Genomic DNA, 26,153 nt, shown 5'->3' with positions numbered 1-26,153 from the left:
CATTCGAATAACACCAATATAAGTGAAGTTTACGTAAAGGTAAAGGGTGATTTGGGAGTTATACTTTAGACTTATAAAGATAACTGGTTGGATTTGTTGAAAAGCCTAATTTATCAAGCCTTGTAAGCAGATGTTCGATTTTTAATACAACAAAATACAGATAAGTTTACAGTTTTAGCGACCGCAAAAAAGTTGATTTTAGATTTACGTTGGCGTAAACGTAAATATTATGTATGCTGAATTAAATCGAATTTAAACTATAACAAATTAACTGTTTGGTTACACATGATTTGAACACATGATGATAACCACTTACATGGAGCCAATTATGACTACTGAAGCCGTTGTTATTGTTGCCGCAAAACGTACCCCTATGGGTGGTTTTATGGGCGCACTAAGTGGTGCACACGCAACTGATTTAGGTGCTACAGCTATTAAAAGTAGCTTAGAGCAAGCCGGTTTATCAGCCGATAAGATTGATGAAGTAATTATGGGTTGTGTATTACCAGCTGGTCTTGGTCAAGCACCTGCGCGCCAAGCGATGTTAAAAGCGGGCCTTAATCAAGGTACTGGTGCAACAACAATTAATAAAGTGTGTGGCTCTGGCTTAAAGGCTGCGATGTTTGCCCATGACTTAATTAAATCAGGCTCTATCAACTCAGCGGTTGCTGGTGGCATGGAGAGCATGAGTAACGCGCCTTATATGTTACCGAATGCACGTTCAGGTATGCGTATGGGTCATGGTGAAGTAAAAGATCACATGATGTGTGATGGCCTTGAAGATGCTTACGACAACAAAGCAATGGGTTGTTTTGCTCAAGACACTGCCGATCAGTATTCAATTGGTCGTGAACAAATGGATAATTTTGCGCTTAACTCACTGACTAAAGCAAATAGCGCGATTGAAACCGGCGCATTTGCGAACGAGATTGCAGCGCATACTATCTCTACGCGTAAAGGTGATGTGACTGTTGCGATTGATGAGCAACCAGGTAATGCACGTCCTGATAAAATCCCTGGTTTACGTCCTGCATTCAAAAAAGACGGCACTATCACAGCTGCAAACTCTTCATCAATTTCTGATGGTGCAGCAGCGCTTGTGTTAATGCGTGAATCAGATGCTAAAGCACAAGGTTTAACACCACTTTGTCGTATCGTTGCTCACAGCACACATTCACAAGCACCTAGCGAATTTACGCTAGCACCGGTTGGCGCTATGCAATCGCTTTTAGAAAAAGCAGGTTGGTCTGTTAATGATGTTGATTTATGGGAAATCAATGAAGCCTTTGCGATGGTGACTATGCTTGCAATTAACGAGTTAAAACTTGATGAAAGCAAAGTAAATGTCAATGGCGGTGCCTGTGCACTCGGTCACCCAATTGGTGCCAGTGGCGCGCGTATCTTAGTAACGTTAATTCATGCATTAAAGAATCGTGGTCTTAGCAAAGGTGTTGCCTCACTGTGTATCGGTGGTGGTGAAGCTGTTGCTATGGCAGTCGAAGCAATTTAATTACGTTTTCGAACTTAATCTCTCACAGCCGCAACGTATTTTAAAAACTATCATGTTGCGGCCTCTTTATACCCACTGGGGAGGAGTGCCTCATGCACCAAGTACCTTTATTTATCAACGGCGAATTTACCCAATCAAGTTCAACGCAGCTGATTGATGTTATCAATCCTGCAAATCAAGAAGTGTTAGCTCAAGTTCCGTGTGCAACGGATGCAGAAATGGATGCAGCCATTGCCTCTGCAAAAGAAACATTTAAAACATGGAAAGAAGTGCCAATTTCTGAGCGTGCGCGCATTATGATGAAATACGCTGCACTGTTAAAAGAAAACCATGACGAGCTTGCGACGATTATTTGTCATGAGTTAGGTAAAACATTTGAAGACGCCAAAGGCGATGTTTGGCGTGGTATTGAAGTTGTTGAGCAAGCAGCCAATGCACCATCATTAATGATGGGCGAAACTATGGAAAACGTAGCCCGTAAAATCGATACTTACTCTTACATGCAGCCCTTAGGTGTATGTGCGGGCATCACGCCATTTAACTTCCCTGCGATGATCCCATTATGGATGTTCCCACTGGCTATTGTGTGCGGTAATACCTTTATTCTTAAACCATCAGAGCAAGATCCATTAACACCAATGCGTTTAGCTGAATTATTTGTTGAAGCGGGTGCACCAAAAGGGGTGTTACAAGTTGTTCATGGTACAAAACCACAAGTTGACCGTTTATTAGAAGACCCAGCAGTACGTGCTATTTCATTTGTTGGTTCGTGTGGTGTAGGTGAATACATCTATTCAAAAGGCACAGCAAACCTTAAACGCGTGCAAGCTTGTGTAGGTGCAAAAAACCACATGGTTATTATGCCTGATGCAAGTAAATCGCATGTTGTAAACAACCTTGTAGGTGCGTCTGTAGGTGCTGCGGGTCAGCGCTGTATGGGTATTTCGGTTGCTGTATTTGTTGGTCAAGCAAAAGACTGGGTTGATGAAATTAAAGCAGGCTTTGAAAACGTACGCCCTGGTGTATGGGATGATGCTAACGCGGCTTACGGCCCACAAACATCAAAAGCAGCTAAAGATCGTATTTTATCACTTATCGCAAGTGGTAAAGCACAAGGTGCAACGTGCTTAATTGATGGCTCTGACTTTACTGTTGAAGGTTACGAGCAAGGTAACTGGGTTGGTCCAACGCTATTTACTGATGTAACAACCGAGATGGATTTATACAAAGAAGAGATCTTTGGTCCTGTATTGGCTTGTATGTTTGTAGATACTCTTGAGGAGGCGATTGAGCTTATCAATAACTCGCCTTACGGTAACGGTACTTCGTTATTCACATCAAGCGGCGCTGCTGCACGTAAATTCCAACATGAAATCGAAGTAGGTCAAGTTGGTATCAATGTGCCAATTCCTGTGCCACTACCGTTTTTCTCTTTCACAGGTTGGAAAGGCTCATTCTACGGTGATCAACACACCTATGGTAAGCAAGGTATTCGTTTTTACACAGAAACGAAAACAATTACTTCACGTTGGTTCGAGGATGATATCGCCTCAGGTCCTAACATGAGTATCAACCTTAAATAAGCCGTAATTAATTTACTGCTGAGCGAGCACACGCTCGCTCAAAGAACACACATTTAAACGACAATAAGAGTTATACCAACTCACTTAATTAAGTGAGATTTTTGAGGCAAATAAATCTAGTTGATAACAAGGCAAAAATTTCGTTATTTAGTTGTTCTAAATGAGAAATTTTTAACGCAGGTAGCGACAGATTTAATCCCTCAAAATACTTAAGTATTATTGTGGGTTGGTATTCACACAAGAATAAGACAACAAAATAGAGGTCTACTATGGACTTTAATTTAACCGAAGATCAGCAAGCGTTTGCTGAAACAGCCCGTCAGTTTGCAGAGTCTGAACTTGCGCCACATGCAGCCAAGTGGGACCAAGAACACATTTTCCCTAAAGACACGATAAAAGCAGCCGGTGAGCTTGGCTTTTGTGGTTTATATACCCCAGAAGAAGCGGGTGGCTTAGGTTTATCTCGCCTAGATTCAAGCATTATTTTTGAACAGCTTGCCATGGGTTGTACAGCAACGACCGCTATGTTGACCATTCATAATATGGCGACGTGGATGATTGCAAGCTTTGGTACTGATGAAGTTAAAGCTCAGTACTGTGAGCAATTAGTGATGGGTGAGTTACTTGCTTCTTATTGTTTAACAGAGCCTGGCTCTGGCTCTGATGCGGCATCGCTAAAAACCAAAGCAGTAAAAGAGGGCGATGAGTATGTGATCTCAGGCTCTAAGATGTTTATCTCGGGTGCTGGTGAAACTGACTTACTCGTTGTTATGGCTCGCACTGGTGGCGAAGGCGCAGCAGGTATTTCGGCTTTTGTTGTTCCTGCTGACGCAGCGGGTATTGAATACGGTAAAGCTGAAGAAAAAATGGGCTGGAATGCCCAGCCAACACGCTTAATTAGTTTTGAAGGTGTAAGAGTTCCTGCGTCTAACTTATTAGGCCAAGAAGGCGAAGGCTTTAAGTTTGCAATGCAAGGCTTAGACGGGGGGCGTATTAATATTGCTACCTGTTCGTTAGGTACAGCGCAAGCAGCACTTAACACCGCACGCGAATACTTAAAAGAACGTGAGCAATTTGGTAAGCCATTAGCTGCTTTCCAAGCATTACAGTTCAAAATTGCCGATATGAACACAGAACTTGTTGCGGCTCGTCAAATGGTTCGCTTAGCGGCATTTAAACTAGATACCGGTGATAGCGAAAAAACCACTTATTGTGCAATGGCAAAACGTTTTGCAACAGATGTTGGTTTTAAAGTCTGTGATGATGCACTGCAAATTCACGGTGGTTACGGTTACATCAAAGAATACCCATTAGAGCGTCATTTTAGAGACGTACGTGTGCATCAAATACTTGAAGGCACAAACGAAATCATGCGTGTGATTATCGCACGTCGTATCTTAGCCGAGTCAGCTGGCGACATTCTATAAGGAGCATACTATGTCTAATCCATCGATTGATTTAAATATTGAAGGTAACGTAGCGGTTTTAACCATGAACAACCCGCCAGCGAATACCTGGACACAAGATACATTAACAGCACTTAAAGAGACTGTGACTGAGCTAAATGACAACAAAAATGTGTATGCATTAGTGATCACAGGTCAAGGTGAAAAGTTCTTTAGCGCTGGTGCCGATTTAAACGTGTTTGCCAGTGGTGACAAAGGTGTAGCTGCAACTATGTCAAAAGTGTTTGGTGATGCATTTGAAGCACTAACCAATTTCCGTGGCGTATCAATCGCGGCAATTAATGGCTATGCCATGGGCGGCGGCCTTGAAGTTGCACTTGCTTGTGACATTCGTATTGCCGAAGAACAAGCACAAATGGCATTACCAGAAGCAAAAGTTGGCTTACTGCCATGTGCTGGTGGTACGCAAAATCTTGCATGGCTTGTAGGTGAAGGCTGGGCAAAACGCATGATCTTATGTGGCGAGCGCCTAAAAGCAGACAAAGCACGCGAGATAGGCCTTGTTGAAGAAGTGGTTGGCGCTGGTGGAAGTTTAGCAGCGGCAATGAAACTTGCTAACCAAGTTGGTGAGCAAAGCCCGGTTGCTGTGACGGCATGTAAAGAACTTATTCAAAAAGGTCGCACGCAACCAATGGCTCATGCATTGCCACTAGAGCGTGAGTTATTTGTACAATTATTTGATACGCAAGACCAAAAAGAAGGTGTGAATGCGTTCTTAGAAAAGCGTAAAGCTAATTGGGTAAATGGCTAATGACTAATGTAACACTACTAAATCATCAAGATGCGCCTGTGGTGTTTGAAACTGCTGAGGCCGCAAGTGGCCTCATTGCAATTGCTACACTCAATGCGCCAAAATCGTTAAACGCCTTAAATTACGACATGATCCAACTGCTTGAGCCTCAGCTTAGAAAATGGGCTGAAGATGACACTGTTGCCATGGTTATTTTAAAAGGTGCTGGCGAAAAAGCATTTTGTGCCGGTGGCGATGTAGTAAGCCTGCATAAAGCAATGAGCACGGGTGAGCCAGCTAATTACATCGAAGATTTTTTTACCCTTGAGTATAAATTAGACTATCTGATTCATTGCTATGAAAAACCAATTTTACTTTGGGGTAATGGCATTGTTATGGGTGGCGGCTTAGGTTTAATGGCAGGGGCAAGTCACCGCGTGGTAACAGAAACCTCTCGTATTGCAATGCCTGAGCTTACCATTGGTTTATACCCTGATGTTGGTGGCAGTTATTTCTTACATAAAATGCCTGAGCAAGTTGGTCTATTTTTAGGATTAACTGCAGCGTCTATCAATGCTGAAGATGCATTGTTTGTAAATCTTGCTGATCACTATGCAACTGCCGATAAATATGATGCTATGTTAACGGCCATCACTGATGAAAAGTGGGGCAAAACGGCTTCATTAAACCACGAAAAGCTGACTAAAATTTTAATCTCAATCGATAATATTTCAGGCCGTGTACCTAAAGGAAACGTAAAGGATAATCTTGAGGTTATTCAAAAGTTGGCTGAATTTGACTCATTGCAGGGCAAAATCGACTACATCCAAGGTTTAGAAAACGAAGACAAATGGCTCACACGTGCGCAAAAGTCATTAGCGCATGGTTGTCCGCTTAGTTGTGCGCTGGTTGAACGTCAATTAGCAAACTCAAAAGAGATGACATTAGCACAGTGCTTCAAAATGGAACTACGCATGTCGGTACGCTGTGGCGAAGTAGGCGAGTTCCAAGAAGGGGTCCGTGCGCTATTAATCGACAAAGACGGTGCACCTAACTGGCAGTTTAAATCGCTTAGCGATATCGACGAAGCAGTTGTAGATAGCTTCTTTACACCACGCTGGGATGAGCAAACTCATCCACTCAATTCGTTAACTTCATCTTAAGTCCAAGGGGTAAACAAATGGCTAAATTAACAATAGGATTTATTGGTTTAGGCAACATGGGTGGCCCGATGGCGGCAAACCTTGTTAATGCGGGTCACACAGTTCGTGTGTTTGACTTAAATAAAACAGCAGTAAGTGAACTTGCCGATAAAGGTGCAGTTGCTGCAAATGATGCGGCTGAGTGTGCCATTGGTGCAGATATATTTATCAGTATGCTTCCGGCAAGCAAGCATGTTAAGTCGCTTTACTTAGGTGAAACGGGTCTTATCAACTTACTTGATAGCAAAACCTTAGTCATTGACTGCTCAACCATTGACGCAGAGTCAGCGCGTCAGGTGGGCAGCGAACTTGCTCAAAAAGGCATTGATTTTGTTGATGCGCCGGTATCAGGTGGTGTTGCTGGTGCAACAGCAGGCACTTTAACCTTTATCGTTGGTGGTGAGCAAAGCCACTTTGAAAAAGCTAAGCTTGCTTTAGTTGATATGGGTAAAAACATCTTCCATGCTGGTGATATTGGCGCTGGCCAAGTGGCAAAAATCTGTAACAACATGCTACTGAGCATTTTAATGGCAGGTACCAGTGAAGCCCTGCAAATGGGTATTAACAATGGGCTCGACCCAAAAGTGTTAAGTGACATCATGACCGCAAGCTCTGGCCGTAACTGGACACTTGAACTTTACAACCCATGCCCAGGTGTAATGGAAACGGCACCAGCAAGTAATGATTACAAACCGGGCTTTATGGTTGATTTAATGGCGAAAGATTTAGGCCTTGCTATGGAAGCGGCTCAACAAAGTAATTCATCTACCCCAATGGGGTCAATGGCGAAGAATTTATACACTATGCTTCAGCATCAAGGTGCAGGTAGTGATGATTTTAGCGCTATTTTTAAATTATTCTCGAAGTAGGAGTTTGTTGTGGAAATTAAAAACAACAACATCGTAATTACAGGTGGTGCGCAAGGTTTAGGCTTTGCGATGGCCGAAAAATTTGCATCACTTGGTGCTAACATTGCACTTATCGATATGCAACAAGACGTACTTGATACTGCAGTATCTGCACTTTCTAAACATGGCACAAAAGTGATGGCTTATGCTGCCAATGTGACCGATGAAGACGCTGTTGTAGCAACGTTTAATACTATTAACAAAGACTTTGGCCATATCGGCGTGTTAATTAATAATGCAGGTATCTTACGCGATGGTATGTTTATTAAAGCGAAAGAAGGCAAAGTGGTTGATAAAATGTCGTTGGCTCAGTTTCAATCAGTGATTGATGTGAATCTTACCGGTGTATTTTTAGCAGGCCGTGAAGCCGCGAGCCACATGATTGAGTCAGGCAAAGGTGGCGTTATCGTTAATATGTCTAGCGTTGCACGCGCTGGTAACATTGGCCAAACAAACTATGCTGCATCTAAAGCCGGTGTTGTTGCGATGACAACAGGTTGGGCGAAAGAGTTAGGTCGCTTTAATATTCGTGTTGGTGCAATCGCACCGGGTGTTATCCGCACTGCGATGACAGATGCGATGAAACCAGAAGCAAAACAACGCATGATGGCGGTAACGCCTGTCGGTCGTTTTGGTGAAGCTGAAGAAATAGCCCAAACAGCACAATACATTGTAGAGAATGATTTCTTTACGGGTCGTGTTGTTGAAATTGATGGCGGTATTCGCCTTTAATTTTAAATGGTAACCCTTTACCCATTGAAAGTACCAAAACGGTAAGCCTAGCTTGCCGTTTTTTTATTTTTAAAGTATCTTAACTTCATAATTATAAGGAGATTTTTTATGAACACTCATGGCATTACAGTATCAATGAGCAAGGGAATTAAAGCTAACTTCAAACTGGGTGAACATTTAATTGAATACTGGGGTTCTGCTTACTCAGGTAAAGAAGTTCTGAAAGTAGACGGTGAATTAATAGCAGAATCACGTAACTTTAAAACAAAATCTGTTCATGAGTTTAATATTGATGGTAAATCCTGTCAGTTGTATGTAAGCGTTAAACCCTTCTTCAAGTTCTCAGCTGTTATATCATTAGAGTGTGAAGGTGAATTAGTGCAGCGCTTCAGACTAACATACGGTAATACACGAAAAGTCGCTTGGTATTTTAGGTGCCTCGATCCCTTGGCGTTTTTCGTTTTGGGGTGGGTATTTATGGCAGAAGTAATATCAGTTACCGAGCTAATTTTACTTGCTGGTGCCATCTTAATTTTTTCAGAATTAGTCTTTAAAAATCATGGCTGGATCATCGAAGAGCAAAAGCCTTGTAATTAACTGTCTAGCAATCAATAATTAAGCGGTTAAATGCCGCTTAACTTTGAGAGATGCAGTGAATCCCAAACAAATCCGCAATTTTTATATCAATGAAGAACAGTCTGTTTACTTGCTGTCTCACCATGATGCTAAAAAGCACCGCCAATGGCTTAACATTTGTATTAAACAACTGACCTTGCTTGGTTACAGTGACGTTGAATTGATTGGTTCTGGAGCGTTTGGATTTGTTTTTGCGGGTGTTGATGATGAAGGCTTACCATGGGTATTTAAGTTTTCACGTATAACCCTTGCACAAAGTGTACGTGATCGCCTAGAAGACGAAGCCTACATGCTTTCGCAAGTTAATAACCCGCTCGTGCCAAAATTTTATGCTTTTGAGCGCATTAAAAAGCAAGGTATTTTAATGATGGAGCGCGCTCTAGGTGAAGACTTAGAAAAAATATCCATCAAACAGGGGCGTTTTAGTGCAGCAAAAGTCATGGCGCTGGCTCTTAGGCTACGCAATGTGCTTGTAGATTTGCGTGAACACAAAAATGGTCTAAGTCCACAGCCAATTGTGCATGGCGATATTAAACCCTCTAATATTGTTTATGATGAACAAACCAATAAATTGGCGTTGGTAGACTGGGGCAGCTCTGTTTATGCACAAATAGACGCTGAAGGGAATCCGGTTGCCAGCAATTTTATGGATCTTATGTCTGCTGATATAAGCACCACGAATGCGCGTATGGGTGATGTGTATTTTATTGGTGACGAGCAAATGTCAGGTGGACAATCATCGCCACGATTTGATGAACAAGGTGTTGCCTCAACCCTTTATGCATTAGCCTCAGCTCAATCTTGCCGATTTGGTGCAGCGGTTATTCCGGCTACAAGCTTAAATTTACCTATGGAGCTTGCCCGAGTCATTGATGGTATGCTTTCAAAAAATAAGGCCACTCGCGATGGGGCGGGTGATTATTTTATGCGTAATATGCCTACAATGGCTAAAGCTTACCTACCTGAGCTACCTCGTAAAGTCATTCGCCCTTATATTCCTTATTGGTTTAGTGAGTTTGATGAGCACCCAGATACGGTGGTTTACAGCTCACGTAAGCAATTTTTAAGGCAAGCCGACCATAATCAACAATTACTTGATGTAAATGACGCTCAGCTCGATAGATACTACAAAGAGTTTTTATTTGATACCGGCGACACCGAAAAAGCTTTTCTGGCATCAATAAGCCGTTTAGCTAAATACCCGGTAGTAGGGGGCTTGAGCTTTCATTGGAAAGAAAACTCCCTGTTTGTTGAGTCTTCACTTATTCTGCATGATGAAACACTTGGCACTGCGTTTACCGATGCCATAAACAACACTGTGATGTTGGCGCAGGGAATTGAACAAAAAGGTCTCTTTAAATGTTGCCTGTTTGATGCACGTAAAACCATTCAGCTGGAACGGGATGGCACCGGTGCATTTAAGTTTGAGCATTTACCTGAGCTTGATTATGAAGTAATGGATTTACAAGCCTCAGACGTAACCAGACCGCATTCTTACTTTGAAGATGGTAAAGACCCTGATGAGCAGTTACAGCTCCCGAAAAAGGTCATTAAGTGCGTATTTGAGCTAAACCAAATACACCATACTGGCTGTATAATTTTTGAAGCCTTACCTGATAGGATGAAAATACATCATTACTATCGTTTGTTTGATGCCAGTAAAGAGCCTGAATTTAAACGCTTATTAAGCAAGCTTATGCAATATGCTGTCAATATCACTGATGTCGGTGTGGCAGGCTTTATGAAGCTACCTTACAAAAATACCCGTGAATTTGATTTGTGCACTAAACAGCCTGATGAGTTTTATCCGCGAGATCCAAAAAGAGTGTTAGACATCTGAGCCTTCTGCCTTTGGCTTATACATCGGCTAGTGAGAAAGACAAAATTGGCAACCACCTTTTCGTTCAAAATGGGTAACTGGGCACATATCAGAATGGGATTGTAAGTAGTACTATCATTTACCATTTCCTTTTATAGGTGTTCGAGGGCTAGATTTGTGCTTTATAGAAGAAGTGGTAGACGTCAGAGGGAATCAATCTATAAAAGAGCATGATCATTCTCAGAGGTTAACTGAGCTTTAAGATAAGATAGGTTTATCTTACGAAAAAGGCAAAACAACTATAAGGGTTTGGGGATATCTTCCTAAGTGCCATGAGCTTTTTGATACAACCTAATAATTACATGTTTGAATTTATTTAAATAAAAATTACTAACAGTAATCTCAATAATAAGGAACATAACTGATGAATCAATTAACAGAGAAAAGGATTACTTGTCCTTATTGTGGTGAGCAAATAGAAATCTTGCTAGATCCAGCAGACTTGGATCAGCAGTACATCGAAGATTGTCAGGTTTGTTGTAAGCCAATAAACTTTTTAGTTTTTGAAAGCATAGATCAAGAGCTTTCAGTTACAGTATCAAGTGATGATGAAAGTAGTGGTTTTTCTAATTTTTAGAAATTAGATTGTAAGAATTCTAAGTTATGAAATATAAAACCTGCTAAATAGCAGGTTTATGAGTGAGTGACTTTTACTTATGCTCTTCAATTATCTCAGTGATCCCTTCAGCTGAGAGTATCTCTATCCAATAGCCATCTGGGTCTTTAATAAAGGCTAAGCCTTTCATTGAGCCATCGTCAGGTTTTTTAACAAACTCAACATCGTATTTTGCAAAGCGCTCGCATGCTGCGTACACGTCTGGCACGCTAATACCGATATGACCAAAGCCTTTTGGTTCATCATTACCACTGTGGTAACCAGCAAAACTGTCGTCGTTTTCTGTGCCCCAATTATGTGTAAGCTCGATAAGAGCAGGGCGGCGAAATACCCACTGTGCTTTTTCTTTATCGCTGCCTGTTGGCATGTCTTGCTCATAACCTAAAAAGTACAGCGTAAACTCCATTTTAGGGAAGTCATATTTACCCAGTAACTTCATACCTAAAACGTTTTGGTAGAAATCTAAAGATGGCTTTGGATCTTTAATTCGCAACATTGTTTGTTGCATTACGTAATCTTGCGTTGCGTTTGCGATTTGTTCAGGTGACTCGTTGTAGTTAGACATACACATCCTTTTTAATTCAAATTACTGATGATGCAATCAGTCTAACATAATCAGGTTACCCTTAAATTAATAACAAATATTATTGACGTGTTTAGGTAGCACTTCAATTCTTAACTTACTAACTCACTCATATAAAAAAACCGCCCAACAGGCGGCTCATTTCAACTTATAGCATAAAACTTACAGCTTTTGTCGATCAATTACCCCAAGGGTTACTCGCATTTGAACGCTGCTTACGTGCTCGTGCTTGCTGCTTGGCTTCTTTTTTAGCATGAATGCGTTTGGCGTCGGTAAAACTTAACTCACAAGGATCACCTGGTTTTTGATCAGCAGGGATCACACGATCGCGAGGTGGCAATTCATAGTTTACATCATCAGGGCGTGGTAAGTTTTTAAGACGATACAAATAAAAGTTTTCTACTTTTTCTTGTGCCCATTGGGTTTTACGTAAAAACTTAACCGCAGATTTAACATCAGGATTATTTTTAAAGCAGTTTAGACGCATATAGGCGTGGAGTAATTCCCAGCCATATTGTTCGACAAGCTCTGTTACGACTTGCTCGATACCAACACCTTGCAGTGGGTTGTTGCTGAAAATTTCTTTATTACTCATTAGACTGTCCGGTATTACAAAACTAGGGTAAGTATAATTGCCTTTACCCTAGTTTTATAGCTAACTTGCTAAGAATGTTTGTTTTCGAGCTTATTCTTTGCAATTAACCACAACGCGGCCGCGAATTTCACCTTTTAGTAACGCTTCTGCATTTGCTATCGCTTGTGAAAGAGGAATTTCTTGCGATATGGTATCTAGGTATTGTGTTTCAACAAGCTCGCTTAAACGCTGCCATGCTTCAATGCGGTCTTCTTTAGGACGCATTACACTATCTATACCCATAAGGCTTATACCGCGAAGGATAAACGGCGCGACTGTTGCTGGGAAGTCCATGCCTTGTGCTAAACCACACGCTGTTACAACACCACCATATTTTATTGATGCACAAACATTTGCAAGGGTGTGGCTACCTACTGAATCAATTGCACCAGCGAATTGTTCTTTAGCTAGTGGTTTGCCCGGTGACGAAAATTCATCACGCGATAAAACACGTTTTGCACCTAATTTTTCAAGGTGCTGTGCTTCATTCATGCGGCCTGTTGTAGCTACAACATCAAAGCCAAGCTTGTTTAATAAATAGATAGCAAAACTACCCACGCCACCATTACCACCAGTTACTAGGACTTCGCCACTTTGCGGCGTGATACCTTGTTTTTCTAAAGCAATAATACTTAGCATAGCTGTATAACCAGCCGTTCCTATTTGCATTGCTTGCTTTGGTGTTAAGTTAGCGGGTAGGGGGATCAGCCAATCACTACTCATTGATGCTTTTTCGCTAAGACCGCCTAGGTATTTTTCACCAACCCCAAAGCCATTTAATAATACTTTATCCCCTACTTTAAATTCATCACTGTTAGATTCGCTAACAGTGCCAGCAAGGTCGATGCCTGGGATCATTGGAAATGTTCTTACTACTGGGCCTTTACCAGTGATAGCTAAAGCGTCTTTGTAATTTAAGGTACTGTAGTCAACATCAATATTTACATCGTGCTGGTGGATATTTTCTACGGGAAAGTCTGTGTACTCGGCATGATAGCCTTGATCATCTTTGTTTATAACTACCGATTTTACTGATGTTGTCATGTTGACTCCTTTTAGACCGATCGTCTTTTAATGGTTAAAATAAAACCGTTTAAAACGGCTTTATAAAATTAAGCGTAAAAATTGTGCTGTATAAAGGGTAAGCGGTTCACTTGATTTATCAAGTTTAGAGCGCATTACTGCACCCTCCCAGCCAATCCAAAAAAATTCAGCAAGCATCTTACAATCTGATGCTTGGGGTATTTGTTTTAGCTTTTTAGCGTCAAGTAAGCACTGTTCAATTAATGCTTGCCAGCTATTGTAAGCCTTTTTGATGCGTTCAATCATGAAATCATCAAGGTAACTGAGTTCTTGGTTTAAATTGCCAATTAAGCACCCACGTGTAAATTCAAATTTTGCCATCCCTTGTTTAGCATCATTTGCAAACAGCACAATTCTCTCAAGAGGTGTTGTAGCTTCGTTTGTTAAATGGCGTTTTAACTTTGCTTGAAAATAATTGTCATAAGCATCGATGAGTGCTAAGCCAAAATCATTTTTACTTTTGAAATAATGATAAAAAGACCCTTTTGGCACTTGAGCCGATTTTAAAATTAAATCAATGCCTGTTGCGCTAAAGCCTTTTTCGGTCAATACAGCTAAGCCCGTATTAATTAATAGGGCACGAGTATCTGCATTTGAACGCGCTATTTTGGGTGGCCTGCCGCGACGGCTTGGCACTTTGCTATGTTTTTCCATGACGACTATATTAGACCGATCGGTTTTTAATATGCAAGAATTAATTTGACTAAATTGTAATCATCATAAATTTGTCATGATTACAATTTAAATGGGAACTTTGCTAAAAAAGTGTTGGTCATAATTCAGGAGGCTAAAAAGAGCTGTATCGTGTTTAGCTGAATTTAAGTGTATTTATAGGTCGTTTTAGATGAAGAGGTACGACCACTTAGTCATTTTAAATGTTAATTCATTTGAGCATCAGCATGTTAGTTATTGTCAAACTATTTAATTGTTTTTTGCCATTTGAATTTAACAGTTTTATTAACTATTCATTAAATGTAGATGTCAATTTCGCTACATATCTATAAATATAAAAGGTGAGGATATTACCTATGAAGAGACAGAAAAGAGATCGTTTAGAAAGAGCTCATTCTCAAGGTTATAAAGCAGGCTTGGCAGGCCGTTCAAAAGAACAATGCCCTTATCAACAAATCGACCCTAAATCTGAATGGTTGGGTGGCTGGCGAGAGGCCATTGAAAACCGTAATATGTTCAAAACTTAATATAGGCACCTTATTCACGCAAAAAAGCCCCATCAAGGGGCTTTTTTGTACCTGCTATTTTGTATCTTAAATTAAAGATTAAAACGCAGATGTATCTTGGAAAAGACCTACTTTTAGATCTTTTGCTTCATAAATAACGCGGCCATCGACTTCAACAGTACCATCAGCCATACCCATGAATAATTTACGTTTAATTACACGTTTCATGTCTAATCGATAGGTTACTTTTGTAGCAGTTGGTAGGATTTGACCTGTGAACTTAACTTCACCTACACCAAGTGCACGACCAAGACCAGGACCACCTGACCAACCAAGGAAGAAACCAACTAATTGCCACATTGCATCTAGGCCTAGACAACCTGGCATTACCGGGTCACCTTTAAAGTGACAGTCGAAGAACCAAAGATCAGGGTTGATATCTAGTTCTGCAACGATCTGACCTTTACCGTGCTCACCACCGTCAGCAGTGATAGAGATAATGCGGTCCATCATTAGCATGTTGTCACTTGGTAGACGACAGTTGCCTTCACCGAACATTTCACCTTGACCACAAAGGACCAATTCTTCTTTTGTATAGCTGTTTTTAGGTTCCATAACTCTTATTCATCGCTTAGAAATTGCCCCGTACTTTAGCGTACACTTGTACGCTAAACAACTCGGAGCAGTTAATTTTTTGCTATTTTTCGCTTGTTTTATGACCATTTAATTAAAGTGTCGCTGATAAAGGTAGATAAAACCGCGCATTGTGAAGTAAAAATCATTATAATTGCTGTGATTCTTTAACCAGTCTAAAGGAAATTTATGATCCTTTTTGTAAACTCACTAACAGTGATTGATTTTTCTTACTTGTGTAATAAACGCGGCGCAGTTGGCGAGAGCTGGATTGTGGATTTAACTCTGCACGGTCAATTAAATGATGAGTCGATGGTCCTTGATTTTGGTTTAGTCAAAAAACAGATTAAGGGCATTATTGATAACTGTATCGACCATAAACTTGCTGTGCCTAACAGTCTAAACGGTTCAATTATAAAGCATGCTGATCACAGCGTGTTAGATTGTCACTTTGGTGATAATTACCACTTAGCTATGAGTGCTCCAAATCAAGCATTTTGTTTAATTGATGCTGATATTGTAGATGAAAAATCGGTAACTGAGTTTTTAATTAAAACTATTATGCCTGAGTTACCTAGCAACATTGAAAAGATTGAAATTAATTTATACCCAGAGCACAGCCAAAGCTTTTACTATCACTATAGTCACGGTCTTAAAAAGCACGATGGTAATTGTCAGCGTATTATTCATGGTCATCGCTCACAAATTGGTATTAGCCTTGATGGTATGGCTATGCCTCGCTTACAAAAAGAGTGGGCAGATAAATGGGAAGACATTTATTTAGCAACAGCTGAAGATGAAATTAATAAATCAGACCTTAAGCATGTAACAGCACAAGATAACGATGTATGTTTTGCCTATACATCACAGCAAGGCTATTTTGAAATGGCGATTGATAAGTCACGCTGCGACATTTTACCTTGCGATACTACGGTTGAGTGCATTGCAGACTACTTAAGTTCACAAGTTAAAAACCAATACCCTGAATCAGAAGTAAAAATTACAGCTTATGAAGGGGTTGGCAAGGGGTCTATAAGTTATGCGTAAAGGATTACTAATAGCAGCATTTGCAGGATTGTTTTCTTTAACTGTAAGTGCTGTTGAATTAAAAGGACATTTAACTCAAGGCGGTTTAGTGACTGGCCAGATTGAAGGTGCTAAAAGTGTTAGCTTAAATGGTGAGCATCTTAAGCTTTCAACAAATGGTGAGTTTGTGTTCGGTTTTGGTCGTGATGCTAAGGCAAATCATACCCTTTCTTGGGTTGATAGGGCAGGTGTAAGTCACGAACAAGAAATTGTGATCACAAAACGTGATTACAAAATTGATAAAATCACCGGTGTTGCAAAAAAATATGTTTCGCCCCCTAAAGAAGTGTCTGAACGTATTAGCCGTGAAGCTGTTGCTGTTCGTAAAGCTAGACAAGTTAATTCTGATTTACGTTATTTTTTAGATCCCGTTTATAAGCCTGCAGTTGGGCGAATTTCTGGTGTTTATGGTAGCCAGCGTTACTTTAATGGTGAACCACGTCGACCACACTTTGGATTAGACATTGCCAATAAAACGGGTAGTCCAGTGTATGCCCCAGTCAGCGGCACAGTGGTTTTTGCTGATGCTGACTTATATTACTCTGGTGGTACTTTAATTCTTGACCATGGCCATGGCGTTACCTCTACTTACATCCATTTAAGCAAATTAGATGTAAAAGTAGGGGATGAAATTAAGCGTGGCGATAAAATTGCTGAGATCGGCGCGACTGGTCGAGTAACCGGCCCTCATTTAGACTGGCGTTTTAATTGGAAGAATGAACGCCTTGACCCTGCGCTAATGATGCAAGATACATTAGCTAATAAAAAGTAGAGACTATGACACAACAAATCGATCGTGACGCTATTATTGCAAAGCGTATTGCTGACTCAACAACATCAGTAACAAAAACTGTTTTTCCTGGCCGTACCAACCACCACAATACTTTATTTGGTGGTGACGCGTTGGCGTGGATGGATGAAGTAGCGTTTATTGCTGCTACACGTTTTTGTCGTAAGCCACTTGTAACGATTTCGTCTGACCGTGTAGATTTTAAAGAAGCCATTCCGGCTGGTACATTCGCAGAGCTTATATCTAAAGTTGTACATGTAGGTAATACCAGCCTTAAAGTAGACGTTGAAATCTTTTTAGAAAGAATGCACAAAGATGACAAGCACTTAGCTATTTCAGGTAGCTTTACGTTTGTTGCTGTTGATGATAACCACAGACCAACTCCGGTAGTTTGCGATAAAATGATTAACGGTTTCGAATAAGACTTACTGCAAGTTTAAAGTGAATTAAGTACCTTCGGGTGCTTAATTTTTTACCGTAAAAGAACACATCATGCTATTTGTGTTATATGAATCTATCAGCAAGGAACAAAATATGCAGCTATAAGTAATCAAAGGGGGGAGTGCGATGCGTTTAATATTACTGGTTATTTATATATTAATTATATTGTTGGCTTTTAATCAACTCGAAGGTTACCTGTTTGATTTAGCAGGCGCTTTGCGTGGCGTGCTGATTATATGTAGCTTATTACCTGCAATACTTTTATTGTTATGGAATAAAAAGCTTTCTTTTTGTTTAGTTTTTTTAAGTATTGGCTTAGTTCTATTTCACTTTAAACCTTACTCATCATCTGAAGCTGTTAAAAATTCCGATATCAAAATCGCACAAGTAAATTTGCAATATAGCAATCCTAACTTAGCACAGATCATCGACAGTCAATTTTTAGGTACGCAAAATGATATCTTGGTACTGTTTGAGTTTAATGATACGCAGCGACATGTGCTTGATGAACTAAACACGCTATATCATTTGTTTGGTTATGCTGAAGTTGAAGGGGCACCATTTGGCATTCTTGTTATCTCCAAGCTACCTATTGTGCAAAGGCAAATTAAACGCTTTGATAATCCTAAACTTGGCTATGTTAAACTTAGTTTCTTGTACAATAACATTATGTTAAATAGTGTTTTTTTTCATCCTCCATCACCTAGAACTCATACTTTATGGAGTCAGAGAAATAGAGTATTAAGTGAAGTTAGTAATGAAATTAAAAACTTGAAAGGGAGTTGGTTAGTTGCCGGTGATTTTAATACAGTACCTTGGTCACGGTACTTTATAAAGACTAAAAGCAGTTGCTTTAATCGCGCAGGTTTTTATACAAGTTGGTCTTTCAATAATCAGCTAAGTGATTTAAAAGTTGTGGGTTTACCAATAGATCATTGTTTAGTGAGTGAAGATGTTTCTTTATCTAATGTTGGTGTTAACTCAGTAAACGGCAGCGACCACAAACTGCTGCACTATGAACTCACATTTTCTACGCATTGATTAAATTTAAGGTGACTATTTTCAATTAATATATCAACTAGCATAGTTAGCCCAAAGTTATCCCAAGGTTTTGCGGTAATCATATTAGCTATATTATTGTTAAGTGCACTTTTAGAAGCTTCTAGCTCTGCATAGCCAGTAATCAAAAGGCGAGAGCAGTTCGGCTGTAGCAATTTAATATCCTCTAAAACAGCAAAACCACTGATTGCAGGCATAAGCAAATCACAAATGACTAAACTAATTGGGTTCTTTTTCGCATACTCAATTGCCGATAGAGGGTCGCTGAAACAAATTACATGGTTGTTAGTACCTAATAACCGTTTTAGCGAACGTAAAATTGCTTCATCATCATCGATGATTACAATGTTTTTTTTCATGAATGCGCTCCAAATAAGTGCTTCAAGTCATACAGCATATGTTTAAAGTTTCGTTTATGAGGGAATAGCCAAAAGGCTCTGTTTGAATACATAAGTGCTTTTGAATACTGACCAAGTTCACGGTAGAACTCGCCATAGCATTCACTTAATCGTGCTTTAATTTTTTTTCGTTCATTGTTTGATACAACAGATTGGTTACGATTAATAATTTCGACCATAGACGCTAGTCTATTTTCTCTATTTGATGTTATAGAGTTTGCACGCATTAGATAGTGCATTGCACATAGCGTTGAATAACCAACATAACCTTTTTTAGCTATTTTTAACCAGCAATCTAAATCGGTAGCGCTACTTAACTTATTATCAAAACCACCCACCTCAACAATGGCAGAGCGCTTAACCATGACCGACGAAGTGCCAACAATGTTGGTGGTGATCATTTGGCTTATTGGATTATCAAGAAATTGGAAGTCTGTGTTTTCTTCATTGCATTTAAACTCAGGCCAGTAATCAAAACAGCCAATTATATCTTCGTTGTTTTCATTAAAATGCATGTAGTCAGTAAAACTTAACACGCAATCTGGGTGTTTTTTATGAAATGATAACTGAGCTGCAAGTTTATCTGCTGACCAATAATCATCGGCATCTAAAAAAGCTAAGTACTCTGACTTTGCTTGCGTAATTGCCAGGTTACGAGCAGCGACAACCCCTTTTCTTTGTTGGCTAAAGATGCGTACTTCACTTTTGTCAGCAGCTAGTTGCTCAAGGTATTCTTTGCTGCCATCTGTAGAGCCATCATCAACAATAATGATTTCAAAATTTACATTTTTTTGCTGGTAAATGCTGTTAATACAGGTATCTAGATACTGCAAACAGTTGTAGTTGGGAATGATAATACTGACTTGGCTGTTCATAATATGCTCCAAAAGCATTAATTTACGTATTGAAGGATACGCAATTTAAAAGCCAGCTTTAAATCTGTATTTTCTGTTAAATTACTCAGCCTTTTCTCTTTGTGCGTTGCATTTTGCAAATATTCGGTAATTTTTTATCTCAATTCGGGAATATTTCGGTTTTTTTGCTGGGTATGGAACTTGCCATAGCTCTTATAACAGTTTTTATAGGAGCGTTTTTATGAAGCACATTGCTATTTTGGTCCCAAGCTTTCCGATTGCATCTGAAACATTTGTTGTTACGGAAATTAAAGCTCTTCTAAATGCAGGGCATAAGGTGACAGTTCTTACATTTGAAAAAACCAGTGTGTTGATTAACTTAACCAGTGCCATTGAAGTTAAAAAAATCACTAAGCCTGCGTTTAAATCAATCTTACCTTCTATGTTTCACATTTATAAGTTAGCGAGGGCAACGTATACAGCAATTCAATTTAAATCAATTTCAACACAATCATTGCTTGCTTATGGTTATCAAATTGCACGCTATATAAAAGCTGCAAACATAGATCATTTACATTGCCATTTTATGCATGGCCCACTTGCATACGGCATCGTTGCGGCAAAACTATCAGGCATTACCGTGTCTTCTATTGGCCACGGCCATGATGTTTATGTAAACAACGCAGACTTAAAACCCAAATTAGCACTTTGTGATTTTTCGATAGCGGTTTGTGAAGAAATGGCTATGCAATTTAAGCGCTTTTCGAAGAGCAATGTTAAATTGTTGCATTGCGGTATCGATACCAGCCAATTTAAATTTGAACCATCTTCACTAAATGAATCTGTTCGGTTGATTTTCATTGGCCGCCTTGTCGAAAAGAAAGGTCTTCAATTTCTTTTACCCGCAATTAAGCATATTCCAAAAGAGTTTGGTATTACCCTCGATATAGTAGGGGACGGTCCAATGCTGAACGATTTAATGTACATGGCTGAAGAGTTAGGTATTCGTAAATATATACGTTTTCTAGGTGAAAAACCTCATGACTGGGTTAGTTCAAACCTGATTTATTATTCTGCGCTTATCGCTCCTTTTTGCGTCGCAGAAAATGGCGACCGTGATACAGGGCCGTTAGTTTTAAAAGAAGCTATGGCGTGTGGTCTTCCTGTACTGACTACCACGTTAATGGGAGCAAACGAAATTGTTACCCCAAGTGTTGGTATGAAATGTATGCCAGGTAGTATCTCTGGGCTCAGCAAAATGCTTTATAAATTTCACCAGCTGTCACCTTATAAACGTTATTTACTTGGTCAAAATGCCAAGCAGCATGTGAATGAGCATTATAACGCAGTTAAACAAGCGCAGCAGCTTTCCAAATGGGTTGAATCTTTATAGGGAGGTTTTATGAGTAACTTAAAACAAATCGGTTACTTTGCTTTAGCTATTTTTGCAGTAAAAGGGTTTGGCTTTTTGCTTTTACCAATTACAACTCGCTTTTTAGAAAAGAGCGAGTTTGGTGAGCTGAACTTTTTGGTGACCATGTCGGCGCTATGCTCTTTAGTGGTTTCGCTTGGTTTACCTGAGCTACTGCTAAAACAACAGTATCCATCTTTTCGTGAAAAAATGGCGTTATTTAGAGACTCTCTGGTATTAACAATCTGTTTTAGTGCGCTTTTTTTAGGCTGTAGCTTTATATTTAGCGAGCAAATTATTGCAACCTTACCTGCGCAAATAAAGGTGATTGATTTTAGGTTACTTATTTTAAATTTAACTTTTGCCTCGGTACTTGCTATCCCGTATACCTACTACCGGTTATTTGGTTACGCGCAAAAGTATTGTTTTTATAGTATTGCGCATGCTGTGATACAAACTTGTTTAACAATCACTTTGTTAGTTCTTGGTTTTAATGTAACCGGTGTAATGGTTTCAGGTGTTGTCTGCACGTTCATTATTATGTGTTTAACCTTAAGTGATATGCGAAGTGCACTTAAAGTGAGCTATTCTCGCTTTAGCTGGAGAATAAAAAAATCACAGACTGTATTCTTAACTTCAATTATCGCATCAGGTTTGTTTGTTTATGCCGGTAATGGTGCCGAGAACTGGTTCATTGTTGCACAGTTCAACGAGAGTGTTTTAGCAAGTTATTACGTCGCAGCACAATTCGCCATTATAACTTCATTTACATTTGAGCCAATCCGACTTTGGTGGTTTGCTAAGCGCTTCAGCTTAATTAAGCAAGATAAAATACAATACCAAAATTATGCAATCATCTCGTTAAATGCAGGCTTAGCTATGTGTGTTTTAATGAGTTTATTTGCACCCATCGCTCTAAACTCTGTACTTCCTGCTGAATACCATGGCAAAGATAGCTGGCTGATTTTATTAATTATTGTTGTAGCTATTCGTCATCACAGCGATATTTTTAATATAGGTTGCTACATGCACAAGAATGGTGTGTTTGTATCCTTAATTAACTTTATCACAGCACTTTTAGGTCTAAGTCTGCTGTACTTTTTAGTGCCAAAACTTGGTGTTGAAGGTGCTATTTTGGCGCTAATCATTATGCAAAGTTTTAAATTAGTTTGCCTTTACTCAGTTAGTCAGCATTTCGAGCCTCTAAAGCTAGACTTTGCAGCATTAGTACCAAGCTGGTTAGCATTGGGCTCTATAACACTGATTACTTTACAGTTTAGCGAACTAAGTTTGGCTAAATGGATTGTATGTTTTATCTATATTGTTGGTTTGACTTATCAATATAGAGCATTAATTAAGCAAGTAATAAAAAGCTTAATGAAGGAGCATCACTATGCTCAATTACTATAAACAAAATCAGTTATTCATTAATGGCATTTTAGTAACCTTACTTGTTGTTGTTACCTATGCCATATTGGGCCCAATAGCAGTTTTTGCATTGCTGCTATTACCTTTTGCCGCTTTCACTGCAGTAAAGGTAAGTGTGGCTTTTATAATTTTGTTTATTTTATTTAGCTATTTTAGATTACACGAAGCTTTTCCTTTTTTAATGCCTTTTAAAATTCCTAAGTTACTCGCGCTTGCGTCGCTTTTAGGAATAGCCTGGCATCTGTTTATCTCACAAAAGTTAAAGCCACATTGGCATACTAACCATCTGATATTTTTTGCTTGGTTTATTTGGCTGACTGTATGCGTTTTTAGTGCCTCGAATCGCGGTTTAGCGATGGAGTACTGGTCAGGTGTACTAACAAAAGTACTCATTATGGTCTTTGCAATCTCGTGGTGGATGAGCACATTAAAGCATTTTAATGTGGTTAGAATTGGCATCATGATCTCAGGTGCCGCCATTGCCTTAGTTGCCCTGAGTAACAAAATGAATGGTATTGGCCTAGTCGAAGGAACTCGCGTCACTATTTCGCGAGAACTTCGCTCACAGCTTGGCGATCCTAACGATTTATCACTTGTAATGATGTTTCCTGTGTCTTTTTTAGCAGCTGAAGTGTTTGATTCTAATGCCCATAAATTTAGACGCATCATTGCGTTTATATGCTTAGTTGTTGCAATTAGCGGTGTTATTGCCACGCAAAGCCGAGGTGGCTTACTTGGCATTGCTGCTGTACTTAGTTTCTTTATTTATCAAAAAGTTAAAAATCCGGTAGTTGTAGGCTGTATTGGAGCTGTGGGCATGTTAGCCATGGTTGCCTTTGCAGGTATTGCAGATAGACAAAGTGGCGGCTCCCATGAAGGTGGTGTTGATGAATCAGCTATGGGCCGTATTTACGCATGGCAAGCTGCAATCAATATGGCAATACATAATCCATTAACTGGGGTTGGGGTTAATAACTTTGTCGTTAATTACTATTTCTACAGCCCACATTGGGATGGCAAGAATCATGCAGTACACAGTACGTGGTTTCAGGTATTAGGTGAAACAGGCATCGTAGGAATATGCATTTTTGTATTAGTGATTGCCTGTATTTATCGCACCTTGAACCGTGTGTTCTTAATGAATAAACAGATTAATGACAAACAAATAGATGTAAATGCGAAAGCTCTAAAGGGCGGCCTAATTGGCTTTATGGTGTCAGGCACCTTTTTAACTCAGGCATTTACATGGCCTATTTATATCATTCTTGCTTTAACTATTGCATTAGAAAAGCTTGTAATTGATAGACAAAGGGAGAGCTCATATGAGTGAAAATATTAAACAATGGCTTAAATCAAGTGACAGCCCATTTGCAAAATCACTTTTTCAATTTGCGAAATCGATTCGCAATCCGCAAATGTGGGTTATCCCAGGTATTCATTCATTTATATATAAATTACATTTATTGGTTAAAACAGTAGTGAGTGAGCTAGGGCGCATTTTTTATTACACACCACTATTTAAAAGCCAAATCAAGGGCTCAAAAGCAAATTTATACCTATATTCTGGTATGCCGCAAATTTTAGGAAAACTTGAAATTAGCTGTAATGACAACACACGAATTAGTGGCATCAGTACTTTTTGTGGGCGTAGTCATGGTAATAACACACCCAAACTTATAATTGGCAGTAATGTAGATATTGGTTGGCAGAATGCGTTTTCTGTTGGTCGAAAAATCGTTTTAGAAGATGATGTTCGCCTTGCAGGTCGGGTATTTTTAGCTGGTTTTCCTGGTCACCCTCTAAACTCTGAAAGACGTGCTCTTGGTGAGCCTGATGATGAATGCCAAGTTGGCGATATCATTATCAAACAAGGCGCTTGGATAGGCACCGGCGCAACTGTGCTTGCAGGTGTAACAATAGGCGAGGGTGCTATAGTTGCTGCAAGCGCTGTAGTTACTAAAGATGTGCCAGCAAATACTATTGTTGCTGGCAATCCAGCTAAAACTGTTAAACAGCTGGAGGATTCGCTATGAAGTTTATTGTATTCGGCGAAGACTGGCAAAGTCACCCAAGTAGTACACAGCACCTATTTAAACAACTAGCAAAACAACATCAGGTTATTTGGATTAACTCGATTGGTATGCGAAAACCAACATTTCGCTTGATTGATGTGAAACGAGTTTTTAATAAATTAAAAAGCCTTTTTTTATCAAAGCCCTCAAGACCGAAAACGACGACAACCAAAACTGGCCAGAACATTAATTTAACAGCACACACATTAGCGGTTTTACCTTGGCACGATAGCGTAATAGTAAGGCTATTTAATAAATGGATTTTTAATCGAAAAGGTTTCATAGATGATGAGCCAATAGTTTATTGGCTTAGTGTGCCTACTGCAATTAGTCTAATCTCACCGCGAGCGCAGGATAAAGTCATTTATTATTGTGGTGATGACTTCTCTGCACTTGCGGGGGTTGATCATAAAATGGTCGCGCCTTTTGAAAGTGACCTTATCGAAAAAGCTGACACCATCTATGTTGTGAGTGAGTTTCTTGCCAACAAAATGCCGAAATCTAAAGTTAAAATGCTTTCTCATGGTGTCGATTTAGAGCTTTTTACCACGCAAACCACAAAAGCCGTTGAACTTGAGCAAATAAGCAAACCAATTATTGGTTTCTATGGCTCCTTAAATGCGTGGCTTGATAAAGCCTTATTATTAAAACTAGCCAAAGAGAGACCTATGTATCAATTAGTATTGATAGGCCACATAGTAGAAAACTTCTCTGAGCTACTAAAGTTAGACAATGTAACCCATATACAAGCTGTAGAGCATGATCGCTTAGCTTCATTTTCACAGCATTGGCAGGTGTCAATTTTACCGTTTGTTGATAATGAACAGATCAGGGCCTGTGATCCACTTAAATTAAAAGAATACATAGCCACAGGCACACCGATTGTCACGACACGCTTTGCTGCGGTTAATCCGTACCAAGAGACCATATTAATAGCAGACAACCACCAGGGCTTTATTGAGCGTGTCGACTATGCTGTAAGCCTAAGTAAATCAAACAACTTGAATTGGCGAGCAAACCAATCTCGGCAGGCAAGTGATCATAGCTGGCAAGCAAAAGCCAAGCTAGTCTGTAAACAACTTAGGTTTTGCTAAATAAACCTTTCAACCCAAAGCCGCATCTTGTATCGATACAAGATGCGGCTTTTTTCATTTTGGCTCACTAACTGCAATTAACTAACTATCTATAGAAATTTCGGTTGTTTTTATCAATTTGCAAATTAAAACCGAGCAATTTCGCAA

Annotated in this window: 27 protein-coding genes; 20 read left to right on the top strand and 7 right to left on the bottom strand. The window is 39.6% G+C overall.

Translation table 11 applies throughout. The features are described from left to right. Positions 1–328: 328 nt before the first annotated feature. The 10 genes from J3455_RS11850 to J3455_RS11805 all read left to right on the top strand — a co-directional run bounded on the left by J3455_RS11850 (position 329) and on the right by J3455_RS11805 (position 11,223). Entirely contained in the window at positions 329–1,510 is a 1,182-nt protein-coding gene (locus J3455_RS11850; protein ID WP_217876669.1) for a thiolase family protein, read from the top strand. Positions 1,511–1,602: 92 nt separating this feature from the next. Further along, on the top strand, positions 1,603–3,093 hold the full coding sequence (locus J3455_RS11845; RefSeq protein ID WP_239977686.1) for a CoA-acylating methylmalonate-semialdehyde dehydrogenase: 1,491 nt from the start codon (positions 1,603–1,605) through the stop codon (positions 3,091–3,093). A 269-nt stretch (positions 3,094–3,362) separates the two neighbouring features. Beyond that, on the top strand, positions 3,363–4,520 hold the full coding sequence (locus J3455_RS11840; RefSeq protein WP_349561794.1) for an acyl-CoA dehydrogenase family protein: 1,158 nt from the start codon (positions 3,363–3,365) through the stop codon (positions 4,518–4,520). A gap of 10 nt (positions 4,521–4,530) precedes the next feature. Next, positions 4,531–5,310, top strand: coding sequence for an enoyl-CoA hydratase (locus J3455_RS11835; RefSeq protein WP_349561792.1), 780 nt, complete (start codon positions 4,531–4,533; stop codon positions 5,308–5,310). Further along, positions 5,310–6,452 (top strand): enoyl-CoA hydratase/isomerase family protein, encoded by a 1,143-nt coding sequence (locus J3455_RS11830; RefSeq protein WP_349561790.1) that lies wholly within the window; start codon positions 5,310–5,312, stop codon positions 6,450–6,452. The genes J3455_RS11835 and J3455_RS11830 overlap by 1 nt, the downstream gene beginning before the upstream one ends. Positions 6,453–6,469: 17 nt before the next feature. Further along, positions 6,470–7,360: a 3-hydroxyisobutyrate dehydrogenase gene (mmsB, locus tag J3455_RS11825; protein WP_062569062.1), complete on the top strand. Its 891-nt coding sequence runs from the start codon at positions 6,470–6,472 to the stop codon at positions 7,358–7,360. Positions 7,361–7,369: 9 nt separating this feature from the next. Then, positions 7,370–8,131 (top strand): SDR family oxidoreductase, encoded by a 762-nt coding sequence (locus tag J3455_RS11820; protein ID WP_130051468.1) that lies wholly within the window; start codon positions 7,370–7,372, stop codon positions 8,129–8,131. A gap of 108 nt (positions 8,132–8,239) precedes the next feature. Then, complete coding sequence (locus J3455_RS11815) at positions 8,240–8,728, top strand: hypothetical protein (RefSeq protein WP_349561788.1); 489 nt, start codon at positions 8,240–8,242, stop codon at positions 8,726–8,728. Positions 8,729–8,783: 55 nt separating this feature from the next. Beyond that, on the top strand, positions 8,784–10,607 hold the full coding sequence (locus J3455_RS11810; protein WP_349561787.1) for a protein kinase domain-containing protein: 1,824 nt from the start codon (positions 8,784–8,786) through the stop codon (positions 10,605–10,607). 403 nt (positions 10,608–11,010) lie between these two features. After that, positions 11,011–11,223 carry a CPXCG motif-containing cysteine-rich protein gene (locus J3455_RS11805; RefSeq protein ID WP_130051471.1) on the top strand — a complete coding sequence of 71 codons (213 nt, stop codon included), beginning with the start codon at positions 11,011–11,013 and terminating at the stop codon, positions 11,221–11,223. A 73-nt stretch (positions 11,224–11,296) separates the two neighbouring features. Here the strand turns inward: J3455_RS11805 and gloA are convergent, their stop codons facing one another. The 4 genes from gloA to acuR form a co-directional block, all read right to left on the bottom strand. Further along, complete coding sequence (gene gloA, locus J3455_RS11800; protein ID WP_130051472.1) at positions 11,297–11,827, bottom strand: lactoylglutathione lyase; 531 nt, start codon at positions 11,825–11,827, stop codon at positions 11,297–11,299. A 196-nt stretch (positions 11,828–12,023) separates the two neighbouring features. Next, entirely contained in the window at positions 12,024–12,440 is a 417-nt protein-coding gene (locus J3455_RS11795) for a VF530 family protein (protein ID WP_130051473.1), read from the bottom strand. 90 nt (positions 12,441–12,530) lie between these two features. Further along, positions 12,531–13,523: an acrylyl-CoA reductase (NADPH) gene (gene acuI, locus J3455_RS11790; RefSeq protein ID WP_130051474.1), complete on the bottom strand. Its 993-nt coding sequence runs from the start codon at positions 13,521–13,523 to the stop codon at positions 12,531–12,533. A gap of 60 nt (positions 13,524–13,583) precedes the next feature. Beyond that, the gene (acuR, locus tag J3455_RS11785; protein WP_130051475.1) at positions 13,584–14,216 is read right to left on the bottom strand and encodes an acrylate utilization transcriptional regulator AcuR; all 633 of its coding nucleotides are present in this window, start codon (positions 14,214–14,216) and stop codon (positions 13,584–13,586) included. 374 nt (positions 14,217–14,590) lie between these two features. Here acuR and rmf point away from each other — a divergent pair, with 374 nt between their 5' ends. Further along, the gene (gene rmf, locus J3455_RS11780; RefSeq protein ID WP_036968408.1) at positions 14,591–14,761 is read left to right on the top strand and encodes a ribosome modulation factor; all 171 of its coding nucleotides are present in this window, start codon (positions 14,591–14,593) and stop codon (positions 14,759–14,761) included. A gap of 78 nt (positions 14,762–14,839) precedes the next feature. Here the strand turns inward: rmf and fabA are convergent, their stop codons facing one another. Then, on the bottom strand, positions 14,840–15,355 hold the full coding sequence (fabA, locus tag J3455_RS11775; protein WP_130051476.1) for a bifunctional 3-hydroxydecanoyl-ACP dehydratase/trans-2-decenoyl-ACP isomerase: 516 nt from the start codon (positions 15,353–15,355) through the stop codon (positions 14,840–14,842). A gap of 207 nt (positions 15,356–15,562) precedes the next feature. On the opposite strand from fabA, the gene J3455_RS11770 reads away from it, so the two are divergent. From J3455_RS11770 to J3455_RS11755, 4 genes are all read left to right on the top strand, one after another. Beyond that, positions 15,563–16,420: a 6-carboxytetrahydropterin synthase gene (locus J3455_RS11770; RefSeq protein ID WP_130051477.1), complete on the top strand. Its 858-nt coding sequence runs from the start codon at positions 15,563–15,565 to the stop codon at positions 16,418–16,420. Further along, positions 16,413–17,231, top strand: a complete 819-nt coding sequence (locus tag J3455_RS11765; protein ID WP_349561785.1) for a M23 family metallopeptidase — start codon at positions 16,413–16,415, stop codon at positions 17,229–17,231. The genes J3455_RS11770 and J3455_RS11765 overlap by 8 nt, the downstream gene beginning before the upstream one ends. A gap of 5 nt (positions 17,232–17,236) precedes the next feature. Further along, entirely contained in the window at positions 17,237–17,671 is a 435-nt protein-coding gene (locus J3455_RS11760) for an acyl-CoA thioesterase (protein WP_063705312.1), read from the top strand. Positions 17,672–17,816: 145 nt separating this feature from the next. Further along, on the top strand, positions 17,817–18,731 hold the full coding sequence (locus J3455_RS11755; RefSeq protein WP_349561782.1) for an endonuclease/exonuclease/phosphatase family protein: 915 nt from the start codon (positions 17,817–17,819) through the stop codon (positions 18,729–18,731). Here J3455_RS11755 and J3455_RS11750 read toward each other — a convergent pair. Further along, on the bottom strand, positions 18,704–19,108 hold the full coding sequence (locus J3455_RS11750; protein ID WP_349561781.1) for a response regulator: 405 nt from the start codon (positions 19,106–19,108) through the stop codon (positions 18,704–18,706). The genes J3455_RS11755 and J3455_RS11750 overlap by 28 nt on opposite strands. Continuing rightward, complete coding sequence (locus tag J3455_RS11745; RefSeq protein ID WP_349561780.1) at positions 19,105–20,022, bottom strand: glycosyltransferase family 2 protein; 918 nt, start codon at positions 20,020–20,022, stop codon at positions 19,105–19,107. Before J3455_RS11745 ends, J3455_RS11750 begins: the two co-directional genes overlap by 4 nt. 220 nt (positions 20,023–20,242) lie before the next feature. Here J3455_RS11745 and J3455_RS11740 point away from each other — a divergent pair, with 220 nt between their 5' ends. From J3455_RS11740 to J3455_RS11720, 5 genes are read left to right on the top strand one after another with little or no spacing between them, the layout of a single operon-like run. Next, complete coding sequence (locus tag J3455_RS11740) at positions 20,243–21,394, top strand: glycosyltransferase (RefSeq protein WP_349561779.1); 1,152 nt, start codon at positions 20,243–20,245, stop codon at positions 21,392–21,394. A gap of 9 nt (positions 21,395–21,403) precedes the next feature. Next, entirely contained in the window at positions 21,404–22,822 is a 1,419-nt protein-coding gene (locus J3455_RS11735; protein WP_349561778.1) for a lipopolysaccharide biosynthesis protein, read from the top strand. Continuing rightward, the gene (locus J3455_RS11730) at positions 22,806–24,170 is read left to right on the top strand and encodes an O-antigen ligase family protein (RefSeq protein WP_349561777.1); all 1,365 of its coding nucleotides are present in this window, start codon (positions 22,806–22,808) and stop codon (positions 24,168–24,170) included. The genes J3455_RS11735 and J3455_RS11730 overlap by 17 nt, the downstream gene beginning before the upstream one ends. After that, positions 24,163–24,873 carry an acyltransferase gene (locus J3455_RS11725; RefSeq protein WP_178926979.1) on the top strand — a complete coding sequence of 237 codons (711 nt, stop codon included), beginning with the start codon at positions 24,163–24,165 and terminating at the stop codon, positions 24,871–24,873. Before J3455_RS11730 ends, J3455_RS11725 begins: the two co-directional genes overlap by 8 nt. Then, positions 24,870–26,006, top strand: a complete 1,137-nt coding sequence (locus tag J3455_RS11720) for a glycosyltransferase (RefSeq protein WP_178926978.1) — start codon at positions 24,870–24,872, stop codon at positions 26,004–26,006. The genes J3455_RS11725 and J3455_RS11720 overlap by 4 nt, the downstream gene beginning before the upstream one ends. Positions 26,007–26,153 lie beyond the last annotated feature (147 nt).

The organism is Pseudoalteromonas sp. NFXS39, from assembly GCF_040148775.1.
Classification (GTDB): Bacteria; Pseudomonadota; Gammaproteobacteria; order Enterobacterales; family Alteromonadaceae; genus Pseudoalteromonas; species Pseudoalteromonas apostichopi.
Note: the sequence above shows the minus strand (reverse complement) of the source record. Positions and strands in the feature narration are given on the sequence as shown.

Bases quoted from the DNA above. Each gene is read 5' to 3' on its own strand.
- fabA (WP_130051476.1), bottom strand. From the start codon at position 15,355: ATGGAACCTAAAAACAGCTATACAAAAGAAGAATTGGTCCTTTGTGGT.
- J3455_RS11805 (WP_130051471.1), top strand. From the start codon at position 11,011: ATGAATCAATTAACAGAGAAAAGGATTACTTGTCCTTATTGTGGTGAG.
- acuR (WP_130051475.1), bottom strand. From the start codon at position 14,216: ATGGAAAAACATAGCAAAGTGCCAAGCCGTCGCGGCAGGCCACCCAAA.
- acuI (WP_130051474.1), bottom strand. From the start codon at position 13,523: ATGACAACATCAGTAAAATCGGTAGTTATAAACAAAGATGATCAAGGC.
- J3455_RS11765 (WP_349561785.1), top strand. From the start codon at position 16,413: ATGCGTAAAGGATTACTAATAGCAGCATTTGCAGGATTGTTTTCTTTA.
- rmf (WP_036968408.1), top strand. From the start codon at position 14,591: ATGAAGAGACAGAAAAGAGATCGTTTAGAAAGAGCTCATTCTCAAGGT.
- J3455_RS11730 (WP_349561777.1), top strand. From the start codon at position 22,806: ATGCTCAATTACTATAAACAAAATCAGTTATTCATTAATGGCATTTTA.
- J3455_RS11770 (WP_130051477.1), top strand. From the start codon at position 15,563: ATGATCCTTTTTGTAAACTCACTAACAGTGATTGATTTTTCTTACTTG.
- J3455_RS11735 (WP_349561778.1), top strand. From the start codon at position 21,404: ATGAGTAACTTAAAACAAATCGGTTACTTTGCTTTAGCTATTTTTGCA.
- J3455_RS11830 (WP_349561790.1), top strand. From the start codon at position 5,310: ATGACTAATGTAACACTACTAAATCATCAAGATGCGCCTGTGGTGTTT.
- mmsB (WP_062569062.1), top strand. From the start codon at position 6,470: ATGGCTAAATTAACAATAGGATTTATTGGTTTAGGCAACATGGGTGGC.
- J3455_RS11845 (WP_239977686.1), top strand. From the start codon at position 1,603: ATGCACCAAGTACCTTTATTTATCAACGGCGAATTTACCCAATCAAGT.
- J3455_RS11725 (WP_178926979.1), top strand. From the start codon at position 24,163: ATGAGTGAAAATATTAAACAATGGCTTAAATCAAGTGACAGCCCATTT.
- J3455_RS11840 (WP_349561794.1), top strand. From the start codon at position 3,363: ATGGACTTTAATTTAACCGAAGATCAGCAAGCGTTTGCTGAAACAGCC.
- J3455_RS11745 (WP_349561780.1), bottom strand. From the start codon at position 20,022: ATGAACAGCCAAGTCAGTATTATCATTCCCAACTACAACTGTTTGCAG.
- J3455_RS11795 (WP_130051473.1), bottom strand. From the start codon at position 12,440: ATGAGTAATAAAGAAATTTTCAGCAACAACCCACTGCAAGGTGTTGGT.
- J3455_RS11760 (WP_063705312.1), top strand. From the start codon at position 17,237: ATGACACAACAAATCGATCGTGACGCTATTATTGCAAAGCGTATTGCT.
- J3455_RS11750 (WP_349561781.1), bottom strand. From the start codon at position 19,108: ATGAAAAAAAACATTGTAATCATCGATGATGATGAAGCAATTTTACGT.
- gloA (WP_130051472.1), bottom strand. From the start codon at position 11,827: ATGTCTAACTACAACGAGTCACCTGAACAAATCGCAAACGCAACGCAA.
- J3455_RS11720 (WP_178926978.1), top strand. From the start codon at position 24,870: ATGAAGTTTATTGTATTCGGCGAAGACTGGCAAAGTCACCCAAGTAGT.
- J3455_RS11740 (WP_349561779.1), top strand. From the start codon at position 20,243: ATGAAGCACATTGCTATTTTGGTCCCAAGCTTTCCGATTGCATCTGAA.
- J3455_RS11815 (WP_349561788.1), top strand. From the start codon at position 8,240: ATGAACACTCATGGCATTACAGTATCAATGAGCAAGGGAATTAAAGCT.
- J3455_RS11850 (WP_217876669.1), top strand. From the start codon at position 329: ATGACTACTGAAGCCGTTGTTATTGTTGCCGCAAAACGTACCCCTATG.
- J3455_RS11755 (WP_349561782.1), top strand. From the start codon at position 17,817: ATGCGTTTAATATTACTGGTTATTTATATATTAATTATATTGTTGGCT.
- J3455_RS11835 (WP_349561792.1), top strand. From the start codon at position 4,531: ATGTCTAATCCATCGATTGATTTAAATATTGAAGGTAACGTAGCGGTT.